Below are 11,675 nucleotides of genomic sequence, written 5' to 3'. Positions count from 1 at the left end.
AGCCTACTTCTGTCATGCTCGCGACGAGCGGTTTCGGTCCAGCCCATGTGCTCTCCAAGGTCTTCGCAAAACCCGGTGAATCACAACTGACTGAAATCGCTCAACCTAATTTTCGGTCGGGTTCTAACCAGCGGCATAAGTACAACGTGGATGTGTGGCGTGTATTCGTCGAGGTGGAGCACCATCTGCACGATGGTCACTTTCCGCCAGATCTTGATAGCAGCCAGATAGGCGCGGGCAACCCAATGCCACAGGCGCCGGTTTCGCTCCGCTTCGTCACCCTGCGCGAAATACTCGTGTGACGCGGTCAGGATTACCTCATGGGCGATGACGCCGTTGGCCCGAAGAGCTTGCGGATCGAGCCCGCGCGAGCACAATTCGTGTTGCGCGTCCTGAACCAGGCTTGCCGAGCCCCTGAGGAAAAAGGGCTCCGGTGCCGCCGGATCGCAATGGGGCAGTTCCTCTGTCCGCGCGTTATGCCTTTGGACAGACGCCATCCGCTTCCACGACTTAATAGGACCGCGATTGTCGAACGTCAGAACGCCATAGTGCTTTGCCATGCCACATACCCCGTTGTGGCAATATGGTCGCTGACGGCGCCGGAATATGCCATACCCCCCTCAGCGACTTGACGAAATAAATTTGAGGCCACCCAATTCGCTAAGCCTAGTAGCGAATCTGACGTCATGCCTTGATACTTTTCGCCAAACGGACGCCAACGCCGCCAGTTGTCGATTTTTGGTCGGTATCGATCAGAGCCACCCCAGCGCCTGTGAAAGCTCCAGACATTGCATGGAGCGAGATGTCGGCAATCGGGCTTCCGCCCTCATAGCGGCGCACTGTGGCGACCCCGATGCCAGCGTGGTCAGCAAGTTCTTGAGCGGACCAACCTAGGAGGGATCGCGCGGCCCGGCACTGCTCAACGGTCATCATGTGATATTTATTAGATCACTTTTGAGTTGATTGCCAGAATTACTGGTGATATGAAAACTATCAGTAGGCTGAGGCGGAGAATCCTACCTCTCCGCCCCGGCCTGACCACAAACGATCACGGAAGGATCGAAAATGGCTTATTCCTCCATATCCTCTCGCATGCGTCCGGCCAAGCAGCGCTGGGAGGCCGGCCAACTCGTCAATGTCGGCTTCATCAAAGGCCTCGTCGTCAAGGCGCGCGTCCTGACCCCCGGTGACGGGCGTCCTGACATCTGGGCGCTGTGGCAGCCCTCGACTAACCGCTTCTATCAGTTCCAGCCGCATCTGGGCCTGACGCGGGTCGAGACCCTCGCTCAAGCGATGGAGGCCTGATCATGGCATTGAGCAAGATCACTTCGCGCGTGGTTGATATGGCCCGCCTGCATCTGCGCACCGGGAACCCCGGCGCCTATGCCCGTTCGCTGGCAGGTGAACACCGCGCCACCAATGCCCGTCAGCAGCGTGCGATCGAAGCTGTCATCGCGGCCGACGCCTGCGAGCGCCTTTTCACCCGGCACCCGTCGAACGGCTGCCTGATGGCGCGGGAAGGCTGACCGATGGCCGATCCCCGCACCACTGCAATCGGCGGCCTTTTGCAGGACGCCTTGAACTTATCGCTGGCGACCGTCCGCGCGATCGACGCCATGGATTCGTTTGGCCATCTACCGGCTGACCCGCGTCTTCACGACGCACACAACGACGGGGCGACCCTGCTTCATCAGCTTCAGCTGCGTCTGCATGCCATCGAGGCAGAGATTTCCAGCATCTCGCAGGAGCAGAGCGCATGACCAGCGCCCCTCAGCAGCCAGGCCTGCGCTCGTTCATCGTCTATGACCGCGTACCTGCGGGCCTCGCGGCATATCCTATCACGGACGACCGCAACGCACCCCATCTCCACATGGGGGACTTCGCTATCATCGATCCGTCCGACACCGATCCGTGTGAAGGCGAGCTGTTTCTGATGGAGTGGCGTTCTTCGCCTGGGCATTACAGCGTCAACGAGACGTTCTTCAGGCCCGGCATCACGGGCTGGTGCGTCGGCCCTGTTGCGCAGCCTGAATGGGTCAAGGAAGCGATCGCTGCTGGCGCGCAGCCAGCTCGTTGGTGCGACTTCGGATATAAGACCGAGGCTCTGCGCGAACGTCTCATGGGCCGCATCGTCGGTCTTTTTCAGTCGACTTATTCCGAGCCGATGGAGGCAGGACAATGACCACGGAAACCACCCGTCGCGCCCTGTTCGGGAGCGCTGGCCTCGTCGCGCTCGCCGCCGCCGTCCCGGCTGTCGCTGGTGCGCGGCACGACCTCGCACCAAACAACGGGGTGAACCCACGACTGCTCCATACCATCGTTCTGCGGGATCGCGCAGAAGCCGAATGCGACCGCTTCGACGAGGAAGTGGAAATGCCTGCACGCAAGGCTTGCACCGCCGAAAAGGCAGCGCTCCCGGTCGAGGAAGCCCCGCCCCATCGCGAGGTGGCCACGACCTATGTGAACTTGTTCGGTGAACCCGTCCGCTTGAGCACGGCACGGGCCAGCTCGGTCGCGTCTGCCCGCCAGATGGTCCGAGACCCCAAGCCCAGCGACATGGACTATCCCGAATGGCGTCAGGCGCGTCTGGAACTTGTTGCCCTTGCTGATGAGCGTGATGCTATCGTCGCAGCACAGACCGCGCGTCGGGAGGCCCGCGAAGCCGAGATTGTCGAGCGTCATCAGGTCGCTCGCCTTGCTGCTCGGTCGTCGACGCTTGCCGATCGATCCTATGCCCTGCGCAGCGCGGCCATAGCGATGCCCGCAAGCAGCATGGCCGACATCCTGACCAAGCTCGAATTTGTCGATCGGGTCGGGTGCGAGGGCGACCCGGACTTCGTGTTGGCGTCCATCACGGCGGATGTCCGCCGCCTGACTGGGGAAGCATGATCATGGCGCGGTTATCAAAAGCTGTCCTGGCATCAGGAAATGTTGTTGCCCTGCCGACTGCTGCCCCCCGCAAGGTCGTGAACTCTCGGTTTGCTGAACAGCGACAAGCATCGCTGGCAGCACGTAAGAACGGCCTCTTTTCTGGACGATACCAGCATCATCAGGAGCGTGAAGCTAACCGATTGGCGGCCGAGCTGTCCGCAATCTCTCAAACCCCCGAATTGCTAATTGTCTCGGCCATCCTTCGCTCATTAGAGCCCGCCTTGATCGGCAAGATACTGGAGCAACTGGCGCCCGGCGTGGTGGCGGGCAGCGCCGCACATCGCCAAGCCGTCGCGACCGTTCAGGCGAGCAATCTAAACCTTGGCCAGCAGTTTGACCTCATGCGAGCTTTTGCCCGCCTCCGGGGGGAGGATGACTGACATGGCCACCCTTATCTACCCCGCCCCGTTCAACCCCACTGCCTGGCTCCATAGCCTCGTCCAGATCGGCGGCGGCTATGCGTTGACGTCCGACCGCAAGCTGTGGCTGGTCATTCAGGACTGCCCCTCCGATGACCTGACGCCGCTCACGGCACAGATCGTCGGGCATCCTGACCGGGCTGAAGCGGTGCGTCAGACCATCGAACAGCGGCACTACGGGGAGGCGGCATGATGGGACATGCAGCTGTCACCCCGCCACTCAGCGCCAACCGCGCGATGCCCTGGCGCCGATCGCGCCGCCGTCCCTGGCATCGGCTGGACCGGGTCGCATCACCTCACGCAGTGCTAGCCACCATCCCTTCCCTGCCCCGTGCCGAACTGGCGCGGATCACCGAACGGCTGATTGATCGCATGGACGAGCTGGACGGTGATACGGACCTCGAGCCCGAGGATCTGGAAGAAGACGACCCCACGGAGGCGGATGACGTTCACTCCTGAACCGATCACGCCGCCGGTCCCGTCCCGGCGCATGGAACACAGGCCCGTCGCTCGCGATCGTCGAGCGGCGGGCTCTCCGCGTGTGCATCGCTTCCGGGATAGCCTGGCGCTGTCCGAGAGATTCGTGGACGCGGATTGGTGGCTGCCACTTTACCGACGCGCCTTCCCGACGATGGTGTCAGCGGTGGCCGTGCGGGAAGATGGATGGGCGCAGCGAGGCGGGATAGACCGGCTGCTCACCCTGTCCTGCGGGCGGACCTATACCGTCGACGAGAAGGTGCGGATGCACGACTGGCCCGATGTCCTGCTGGAGCGTTGGTCGGACGAAGCGCGCCGGGTGCCGGGGTGGATTCAGAAGCCCTTGGCCGCGGACTTCATCGGGTACGCCTATGCCCCTGCCGGGATGTGCTTGTTACTGCCTGTCGTGCCTCTCCAGCGTGCCTGGCGGCAGCATGGGCGGAAGTGGATCAACCTCTACGGGACGCGGTCAGCGCAGAACCCCGGCTATGTGTCGGTGGGGGTGCCGGTGCCGCGTCATGTGTTGATGCAGGCGATCGTTGAGGCGATGTTTGTAAGCTAGCCAAGTCGGCTAACACGGCTTGTTTTCGTCATCCCGTTCATCGATTGTTCCATCCCCGCGAATCGATGAGAGAGACGTAGATGGTCGAGTTAGAGCCTGTGACGTTGCAGGAGGATGAGGGGACTGGAGACCGTTTCCTTGTCTACAGCACGGACAAGGGGCTTCGACTCGACATCCGCTATGAAGGCGATGCGCTGTGGATGACGCAGGCGCAGGTGGCGGGCCTCTTTGGCGTCGACCGATCGGTGATCACCAAACACATTGCGAACATCTACGCCGAGGGCGAGCTTGATGCACCGTCAACAAGTGCAAAAATCGCACAAGTTCGGCAGGAGGGGGCGAGACAGGTTGAGCGCCAGATTGAGCACTACACCTTAGATGTGGTGATCTCGGTCGGGTACCGCGTGTCGTCGGCTCAGGCGACTCTCTTTCGGCGATGGGCGACTGATAAGCTGGTTCAATTCGCGACGAAGGGGTTCGTGATCGATGCCGTGCGGCTCAAGCAGCCGGAAAACGTCGATCGAATCGCTGAGCTCCGCGAGATCATCCGCGACATTCGGTCCGACGAGGCTAACGTATATCGTGAATTGCGCAAAATTTGTGCGATGTGCCAAGATTATGACGGCGAGTCTGAGGGTTGGCGCGACTTCTATCGTACCACGCAGGCAAAGATTGTCTACGCGGTAACCTCTCATACGCCGGCCGAACTAATTAAAGACCGAGCAAATTCCAATCGTCCTGACATGGGCCTCACGAATTGGCCTCACGATAATATTCGTAAGAACGATGTAGTGGTATCAAAGAATTATTTAGGCGATGCGGAGATAAAGGAGCTTAACCGGCTCACTACCATTTTGCTTGATATATTCGAGGATCAGGCAGACATAGGTCGCCTTGTCATGATGCGAGATGCGAAGCAGCTGCTTGATCGGCAACTCCAATCCCTTGGACGGGTGGTGCTCTCTTCGGGTGGCCGAGTTTCCATGACCGATGCGAAGCGACACGCAGAGCAGCAGTACGGCCTCTACGACACCAAACGGAAGGTTGAGCGGCAAGCTGAGGCAGATCGAGTGATTGCTGCTCTTCGGAGTGAGGAGAAAGCTTTGCCGAGCGGGCGACGTCGTAGCTAGCAGCGACGCGGCATGATTCTGGGGGCGACCGAGACGACGCGCGACTATTCTGGTCTAATCGCCGTGGGCGGCTTACTCATCGCGTTCGTGCTGGCGAAGAGCAGGTGACCGGGCTGAGTTATGCCGAGAGCGGAGCGCCGCTGCCGCACGACGCGGCACCTGCGTCACGGCGTGCCCATTTAGGCGATCATCGAGGCGATGGTGGTCGTGTAAGGTAGGCGTTTTGTGGGCTTCAGGCCGGGATTCGAGGCTTCTCGCTCGGCCCGGCAAATCCCCGCTTTTCATCCAGCGCTTGACGCCATTTACCGTCCAAAACGTATTCGCAGCCCATCCGTTCGGCTAAGCGGCTGGCAGTGCGGGAAACCTCATGGACAACCAGAAGCGTCCGCTGATCCGTGTTAGCCATGAAACGTCTCCCCTAAATCCGCTTGCCTTCGATGCCTGAACCGCGTTCTTTTCGCCAGCAAAGAATGCGGGGAGGTTTCGAATGTCAGTCGAGTCGAGTGCCATACGCTATCCAGAACTCGTGATTGGCATCGCAGGTCCCATCGGCATCGATATCGACGAAATATCTCGTACGATTGAACACTCGTTGGATGCCGTTGACTACAAGACCGTAACAATTCGTATCACAGATGAAATTAAGGACGAGGCGACCGAGGTCCCAATTCCGGTTAACCCAGATTACGAAGCTCTTATGAAATACAAGATGGATCATGCGAGTGCCGTATGTCGCGTCAATCACGCCCCCGACACTTTAATGAGAATGGCTATACGAGCCATTATAAATTATCGAGCAACCGCTAGTAGTGATGATGAACTTAATGACGGCTCGAGATTCGCGAGTTCTCCGGATAATTCCCGTACGTTCAAAGTTTTACCGAAGACAGCCTATATAATTAGGCAGCTTAAGCGTCCCGAAGAAGTCGAATTGCTGCGTAGAGTTTACGGTAGTCAGTTTATACTGATATCGGCATATGGATCAGCGGAAAGCCGGAAGAGAATTATTGAAACAAAATTAAAACGCAGCCTGCAGCTCGATGTTTTGGATCATGTCATCAGTGCCAAAGCGGACGGCCTTATGTTTCGGGACATGAATGAAGATGGCGATGCGCATGGCCAGCATCTTCGCGAGACATTTCATCTAGCCGACGTTTTTATTGATGGGATCAATAAGGCCGAAATGGACGCTAAGACCGTCCGCTTTGTCGAAGCGCTTTTCGGCCGAAATGACATTGCTCCGACGAAGGCAGAGTATGGGATGTATGCCGCGAAGTCAGCGTCGCTTCGGTCTAGCGATCTTTCGAGGCAGGTTGGTGCGGCAATTTTCACCAACGAAGGTGAGCTTATAACTCAGGGGTGTAATGAAGTGCCGAAGGCGTTCGGCGGTACATATTGGGACGGTGAAGATCCCGATCATCGTGACGTTAAGCTCGGGCATGACCCAAATGATGTTTTGAAACGTGAGGTGATTAGGGATTTTCTCGAGCGTTTAGATCGTGCGGAATTGCTATCAGAAAAAGCAAGGGCGTATGGAAGCTCTGCGCAGATCGTAGACGCGCTTATAAAAAAATCTCCTGTAGATGATTCACCTATTGGAACTGGAGCATTGCACGGGGCTTCCGTGACAGATTTAACAGAGTACGGGCGAGTCGTGCATGCTGAAATGTGTGCGATTTGTGATGCCGCCCGACTTGGGAGACCTGTTAAGGGCGCAACACTATACTGCACCACATTTCCTTGCCACAATTGTACTAAACATGTCTTAGCGTCTGGGATCGCAAAAGTAATTTATATGGAGCCTTACCCAAAAAGTAAGGCGAAGGAGCTACATGAACATGAGATAGAGATTGAGAGAGAAAGCATGACTAGAGTCTCGTTCATGCCATTTTTGGGAATCTCGCCATTTCGTTATCGAGATATATTTCAAAAAGGGAAAAGAAAGAAAGACGGCGTTGCTCTGTCTTGGTATAATCAAGGGCCTAGGCCGATGATCGATGTCCCGGCTCCAACCTATTTGGATTTAGAGGCGTTTGAGGTCGCTCAACTTATAGGTCACATGCAGCGCCCAACCGCAGCGGAGGCAGTAGAACCACCGGTTGCGCCATCAAAAAGTTGGTGGCGCTTTGGACCTAATAAGTCGGGTGAGTGACAGGATGGCGAAATCTATCTTATACCGACTGACGGGGTAAAAAGTGCCAACTGATCCAACCGCATTGTTTAATCTTTCGGTGGCCGTTCAGGTTTCGATTGTCAGTGGTTACCTCGCATACCTGATCGCATATACCGGCATCCGGCAGCATCACACTGCGGCAGATACCGTGCTGAAGTCGTTCGCGTTTGGCCTATTTGCGACCGCGATCATGAAGTGGGGTTATCAGCATCCCGTTTTCACACCCCTGGTAGCGCTTTCCCTGAGCCTCGTAGCGGGCATTTGCTGGCGATTATTTGGAATGGCGGCTTGGCAATCGGTTATGCGCAACTCGCGGGTCAGCTGGTCAGACGACATACCAACGGCGTGGCTATCAATTACGGCGACCGATACGAGGTACAGGCCGTCCCAAGTGGTGATCGACGTCGAAGGTGGGCGGACGCTGATGTGTGACGATACCCGCCCTTACGCCGATGCTCCGCACGGCCCCTGCATTTTTGGCGCTGATGGCGGCGTAGCATTCTATGTCACGTCCGAATTTCGTGACGGGGAATGGATTGATCATCAGGACGTCCGTCACCCAACGCAGGGCGACAAAATCACATACATTCCTGCCTCAGCAGTAAAGCGCGTAGAGATCCGCTATTGGACCGAGGCTAACGGGCGGGCTTCGCCGGGGGCGGTGGAGACGACGGAGCCGGCGGGGGAGGCAACGGCCTAGACGTATCCGGGATGTAAGTCGGTCGCTGACCCACGCTTATCGCCTGGGCTTAGCTGGCTGCTCACCTGACCCGGTCGTGGGTGGGGGCGCTGGCCGGGTGCTTGCCTCATCCCGGGCAGCATCAGTTCGCGGAGATAAGGGGCGCGCACTACGCTGCTCGAGTGAGCCGATATTTCCTTTATTTTCGTACGGCATAAATCCCCTTTCCGACTGTTGGTTTGCATCCTGCCTGCAAAACAGGGAGACCGCTCATCCGCGACGCGGTTTCGACGGCGGCGGCGCAGCAGCTGACAAAGGTGGAGCAGCTGGTCGGGCTGAGAATTGACCGAGACCTGCGTCGCATGGCGGAGCAGGTGGCCGTGCGCTATTACCAGTGCGAGATGAAGGCGCCTTTTCGGACATCAATGTCTCCTCCATCTGGAGACTATGCCTCGCCATCCCCGGAGTCGAGTATCTGAACCCGCCGCCAACAGCTTCTAATGAACTTGCTGTGAGGGAACGGGTAGGGGAGCGCTCCGGCAACGAGGAGGACTAACCCTCTGTAAAATCATACTTTTCATGGAGAGAGATGGTGCGCTTACAGGACTCACAATTGTTCATGCAGACCGCAGAAAAGCTTAGCTTTTGGCCAGCATTTTAATCCGTGGCCCCTGCGTGGCCCACACCAAATTCGGTCCCTTTTTTGGCGTCGAACCAATGCCGGCTGGAACACCGTGCATTGTTCTTCGACCTAATGAGAGTGGCGATTCGGCGTGCCTTCCCCTTTCGTCGCCCGGCTACCAGCTAACTCGGAAAAGCAGCCAGCTTGCCGTCAATCTCAAGGTCGGAAACGGATGCCCAGAAGAGCTTGATCGCTGGGCAGCTAAGCGGTTGATTTCGCAGTAAAATCATAGACTTGTGAAGTCGCCAAAGGCATCATCAGCACGATCTGAATCCGTGGAAAAGGCTGGACTTGGATGGACGTTCTACTCAAGCCCGGCTCGAGCGATGCCCGATCCTAGACCATGCGCGCGCGAGGATCTCCATGCGTCGAGTAATGGCCTCAATCTTTATGACTGAGCCAAGCGCATGGTATATCCATGGCATAAAATCCAATGTCGGTTGGGCCGGGCTGGATTGTCCGAAATACGGCTACAAATTTCGGACAAGTGAGAGACCGCATCCAGACCTGAACGACGCAAATGACGGGAGTGGAGCACGTGGCTGAAATCCATGACGCGCTGAATTATCCCTACATCCGAGTCCGCGACGTCGACTGGTTGAAGAGCACTCTGCTGCTCTTTCCTCACGTTGCTCGCATACGGCCCTACGATGCCCCCGAGGACGACCCAGAGATCGATGTCTTCGCGCACACTATCGGTGCGAGGGATGAAGCTCTCCTGTGCTCGATACATCCCCACGACATCCCGCCTCATCTTCAGGAGGATCTCCTCGATCACGTGCAGGCAGCACTTTCTCGGGAAGGCAAGGCGCTGCGCCGCCGTTTCGGCAGATCCGCGACACAACTGGAGCTAGAGGGCCGCGGATTTGAAGGCGACATTTGGGCAAGGCGCATGCGCGGAACCACGCAGGTGCACCACGAAAAGTTCGCGCCGCGGCTTCTTCATGAGCTGCGCGAGAACGGACTCGCTTGGGAGCCGGACCAACCGGACTACGGGGGTTATGTTGAAATGCACCGCGTCATCGGTGACGCCGTGATGTCTGCGCTTGCTTTCGCTGCCGCCCAGGCTCGCGGAATGCGGCTCGTGACGGAATTCCCCGATCTCTACGCGCAGACCATTAAGCGCCCTATTGGCGACATCTTTTCGGGCGTCACCGCGAGGCCTATTCGCGAGCGGCCGTCGGTCCTCAGCCGCAAAGGCGAACTACTCGCAGAGGCGGTCATATTTCGACATTGCGATCTGTCGCGACTGGATGCCGGAAGCTTGGCGATGCTTAGCAAGGAGCACGAGGCTCTCTCGGACTTCCGGGACAGCGTGGAGGAATTCGCCAGAACCATCCCGACCGAGATGACGGACCCCAAAGTCATCTCGCAACACCTTACCGAGCGCGCCCAGTACGTGGTCGAGCGGTGGGAGGCGACTAAGCGGAACAGCCTGCCGTCCTTCCGAAAGATCTTCGGCGAAGAGGCCGGCGCGTCATTAAAGGACAGTTTGAAGGACGCGTTCAAGGACAGTGTCAAGGCGGCAGCCCCGGGGGCCATGATTGCCGCGGTGTCGCCCAAGCATATGCTCCTATGCGTTGGAGGTGGGCTAGCGATCGGCGTCGCATTCCGACTTTTCGAGCGGGCGGAGCGGCAAATGAACGATGCGCAGGCTCTCCGATATCTCAACGTCCTTCAGCGGCATGGCGTTGGCATCTTGGTGAGCGCCACTTAGCAAATAAGCCATCGGGCATTGCCGGCACGCAAGCCCAGAGCATGGCCGCGAGCAGGATCAAGGTCGGCCTCGTCCTCCGGGCTTCAGAGCGGCCGCCGGTTGACAGTGGTAACGTCTCCCGAACCAAGTATGAGATGAAGCTCTGCGGATCGCCGGCCGAGTTCGTCCGGCTCGACCGACCCCAGCCAGAACCACGGAAGCCGGCACGAGCACTGATGTCCAACGTCTTCCTCGCCAACTTCGTGCGCAACGAGCAGCGTGTCACGGCAACTGAGGCAATGGACATGGAAGGCACCGCAGACGTCGCACTTGCCGACCTTCTGCGGATAGGCGAGCAGCCTGACGCGACCGAGGGGATCATCGGCTTGGGCCGCTTTCATTTCCACTTGGGGAAAGCCATCCCAGAAGATCCTGCCGCCCTTGCATGGCCCAAGGCATTCCGGCCACTCCGTCGGGTCGAAATCCGCGATACGGTCGAGGGGGACCAAGCAAATGCGCACCGTGTCCTGAGCGCGCCGCAAGGCCGCATCGGAATGACCAGTCGGGCAGACGAGGTAGCCGTGCCGGGCATCGACATCGTCCATCATGCCGAGAAGCGTTTCCACGTCCTTGACGTGAATCTTTCGCTCGATCCGCTTCGCCTCGACGATCGATCGACGGAGGGCGTCGGGAGTATGCCGCGGCTCGATGAGAACATCGACCTGTCGCAGGACGCCACTCCGCGATCCCATGATGCGTGCATTAGGCGTGACGCACAGCCCTGTCGAAATCTGGTCGGCGAACAGTTGCGCGATCATGCGCTCATAGATCTTCCAGGCTTCCATCGATTCCCGTCGTCGCTCGTCGCAACGGACGCGAAATAGCCACGATCTGCAATACAGAATGTCGGCAGCTTCGGTCATAAG

16 protein-coding genes are annotated in these 11,675 nt (G+C 58.3%); 13 read left to right on the top strand and 3 right to left on the bottom strand.

The features are described 5' to 3' along the window. Positions 1 to 80: 80 nt before the first annotated feature. On the bottom strand, positions 81 to 560 hold the full coding sequence (locus BSZ14_RS12130; protein ID WP_076711118.1) for a plasmid recombination protein: 480 nt from the start codon (positions 558 to 560) through the stop codon (positions 81 to 83). 532 nt (positions 561 to 1,092) lie between these two features. Between BSZ14_RS12130 and BSZ14_RS12120 the strand changes: the two genes are divergently transcribed. The 10 genes from BSZ14_RS12120 (at position 1,093) to rhuM (ending at position 5,519) form a co-directional block, all read left to right on the top strand. Then, the gene (locus BSZ14_RS12120) at positions 1,093 to 1,305 is read left to right on the top strand and encodes a hypothetical protein (RefSeq protein ID WP_076711116.1); all 213 of its coding nucleotides are present in this window, start codon (positions 1,093 to 1,095) and stop codon (positions 1,303 to 1,305) included. A gap of 2 nt (positions 1,306 to 1,307) precedes the next feature. Then, complete coding sequence (locus tag BSZ14_RS12115) at positions 1,308 to 1,526, top strand: hypothetical protein (protein WP_076711115.1); 219 nt, start codon at positions 1,308 to 1,310, stop codon at positions 1,524 to 1,526. A gap of 3 nt (positions 1,527 to 1,529) precedes the next feature. Then, positions 1,530 to 1,760 (top strand): hypothetical protein, encoded by a 231-nt coding sequence (locus BSZ14_RS12110; protein WP_076711114.1) that lies wholly within the window; start codon positions 1,530 to 1,532, stop codon positions 1,758 to 1,760. Beyond that, the gene (locus tag BSZ14_RS12105) at positions 1,757 to 2,182 is read left to right on the top strand and encodes a hypothetical protein (RefSeq protein ID WP_076711113.1); all 426 of its coding nucleotides are present in this window, start codon (positions 1,757 to 1,759) and stop codon (positions 2,180 to 2,182) included. Before BSZ14_RS12110 ends, BSZ14_RS12105 begins: the two co-directional genes overlap by 4 nt. Further along, positions 2,179 to 2,889 (top strand): hypothetical protein, encoded by a 711-nt coding sequence (locus BSZ14_RS12100; protein WP_076711112.1) that lies wholly within the window; start codon positions 2,179 to 2,181, stop codon positions 2,887 to 2,889. Before BSZ14_RS12105 ends, BSZ14_RS12100 begins: the two co-directional genes overlap by 4 nt. Beyond that, the gene (locus BSZ14_RS19335; RefSeq protein ID WP_139330429.1) at positions 2,886 to 3,311 is read left to right on the top strand and encodes a hypothetical protein; all 426 of its coding nucleotides are present in this window, start codon (positions 2,886 to 2,888) and stop codon (positions 3,309 to 3,311) included. The genes BSZ14_RS12100 and BSZ14_RS19335 overlap by 4 nt, the downstream gene beginning before the upstream one ends. 1 nt (position 3,312) lies before the next feature. Beyond that, on the top strand, positions 3,313 to 3,543 hold the full coding sequence (locus tag BSZ14_RS12090) for a hypothetical protein (RefSeq protein WP_076711110.1): 231 nt from the start codon (positions 3,313 to 3,315) through the stop codon (positions 3,541 to 3,543). Next, complete coding sequence (locus tag BSZ14_RS19670; protein ID WP_158069207.1) at positions 3,540 to 3,809, top strand: hypothetical protein; 270 nt, start codon at positions 3,540 to 3,542, stop codon at positions 3,807 to 3,809. Before BSZ14_RS12090 ends, BSZ14_RS19670 begins: the two co-directional genes overlap by 4 nt. A 184-nt stretch (positions 3,810 to 3,993) precedes the next feature. Beyond that, entirely contained in the window at positions 3,994 to 4,389 is a 396-nt protein-coding gene (locus BSZ14_RS12080) for a hypothetical protein (protein WP_241823740.1), read from the top strand. A gap of 80 nt (positions 4,390 to 4,469) precedes the next feature. Further along, on the top strand, positions 4,470 to 5,519 hold the full coding sequence (rhuM, locus tag BSZ14_RS12075; RefSeq protein WP_076711108.1) for a RhuM family protein: 1,050 nt from the start codon (positions 4,470 to 4,472) through the stop codon (positions 5,517 to 5,519). A 232-nt stretch (positions 5,520 to 5,751) separates the two neighbouring features. Here rhuM and BSZ14_RS19665 read toward each other — a convergent pair whose 3' ends face one another. Next, entirely contained in the window at positions 5,752 to 5,925 is a 174-nt protein-coding gene (locus BSZ14_RS19665; protein WP_158069206.1) for a hypothetical protein, read from the bottom strand. 120 nt (positions 5,926 to 6,045) lie between these two features. Here BSZ14_RS19665 and BSZ14_RS12070 point away from each other — a divergent pair, with 120 nt between their 5' ends. The 3 genes from BSZ14_RS12070 (at position 6,046) to BSZ14_RS12060 (ending at position 10,770) form a co-directional block, all read left to right on the top strand. Then, positions 6,046 to 7,671 (top strand): anti-phage dCTP deaminase, encoded by a 1,626-nt coding sequence (locus tag BSZ14_RS12070; RefSeq protein ID WP_241823739.1) that lies wholly within the window; start codon positions 6,046 to 6,048, stop codon positions 7,669 to 7,671. 64 nt (positions 7,672 to 7,735) lie between these two features. Next, complete coding sequence (locus BSZ14_RS12065; protein ID WP_158069205.1) at positions 7,736 to 8,392, top strand: hypothetical protein; 657 nt, start codon at positions 7,736 to 7,738, stop codon at positions 8,390 to 8,392. A gap of 1,199 nt (positions 8,393 to 9,591) precedes the next feature. Continuing rightward, on the top strand, positions 9,592 to 10,770 hold the full coding sequence (locus BSZ14_RS12060; RefSeq protein WP_139330425.1) for a hypothetical protein: 1,179 nt from the start codon (positions 9,592 to 9,594) through the stop codon (positions 10,768 to 10,770). Positions 10,771 to 10,853: 83 nt separating this feature from the next. Here BSZ14_RS12060 and BSZ14_RS12055 read toward each other — a convergent pair whose 3' ends face one another. After that, positions 10,854 to 11,672, bottom strand: a complete 819-nt coding sequence (locus BSZ14_RS12055; RefSeq protein ID WP_083748229.1) for a restriction endonuclease — start codon at positions 11,670 to 11,672, stop codon at positions 10,854 to 10,856. Positions 11,673 to 11,675: the final 3 nt, after the last annotated feature.

Source organism: Sphingomonas sp. Sph1(2015), assembly GCF_001970915.1.
In the GTDB taxonomy this organism is placed as follows: Bacteria; Pseudomonadota; Alphaproteobacteria; order Sphingomonadales; family Sphingomonadaceae; genus Sphingomonas; species Sphingomonas parapaucimobilis.
This window is presented reverse-complemented; position numbering and strand designations above follow the sequence as displayed.

What these genes read in the sequence shown, in the direction of transcription:
- BSZ14_RS12090 (WP_076711110.1), top strand. Translation starts at nt 3,313, where the DNA reads ATGGCCACCCTTATCTACCCCGCCCCGTTCAACCCCACTGCCTGGCTC.
- BSZ14_RS12055 (WP_083748229.1), bottom strand. Translation starts at nt 11,672, where the DNA reads ATGACCGAAGCTGCCGACATTCTGTATTGCAGATCGTGGCTATTTCGC.
- BSZ14_RS19335 (WP_139330429.1), top strand. Translation starts at nt 2,886, where the DNA reads ATGATCATGGCGCGGTTATCAAAAGCTGTCCTGGCATCAGGAAATGTT.
- BSZ14_RS12130 (WP_076711118.1), bottom strand. Translation starts at nt 560, where the DNA reads ATGGCAAAGCACTATGGCGTTCTGACGTTCGACAATCGCGGTCCTATT.
- BSZ14_RS12105 (WP_076711113.1), top strand. Translation starts at nt 1,757, where the DNA reads ATGACCAGCGCCCCTCAGCAGCCAGGCCTGCGCTCGTTCATCGTCTAT.
- BSZ14_RS12115 (WP_076711115.1), top strand. Translation starts at nt 1,308, where the DNA reads ATGGCATTGAGCAAGATCACTTCGCGCGTGGTTGATATGGCCCGCCTG.
- BSZ14_RS12110 (WP_076711114.1), top strand. Translation starts at nt 1,530, where the DNA reads ATGGCCGATCCCCGCACCACTGCAATCGGCGGCCTTTTGCAGGACGCC.
- BSZ14_RS12100 (WP_076711112.1), top strand. Translation starts at nt 2,179, where the DNA reads ATGACCACGGAAACCACCCGTCGCGCCCTGTTCGGGAGCGCTGGCCTC.
- BSZ14_RS19665 (WP_158069206.1), bottom strand. Translation starts at nt 5,925, where the DNA reads ATGGCTAACACGGATCAGCGGACGCTTCTGGTTGTCCATGAGGTTTCC.
- BSZ14_RS19670 (WP_158069207.1), top strand. Translation starts at nt 3,540, where the DNA reads ATGATGGGACATGCAGCTGTCACCCCGCCACTCAGCGCCAACCGCGCG.
- rhuM (WP_076711108.1), top strand. Translation starts at nt 4,470, where the DNA reads ATGGTCGAGTTAGAGCCTGTGACGTTGCAGGAGGATGAGGGGACTGGA.
- BSZ14_RS12120 (WP_076711116.1), top strand. Translation starts at nt 1,093, where the DNA reads ATGCGTCCGGCCAAGCAGCGCTGGGAGGCCGGCCAACTCGTCAATGTC.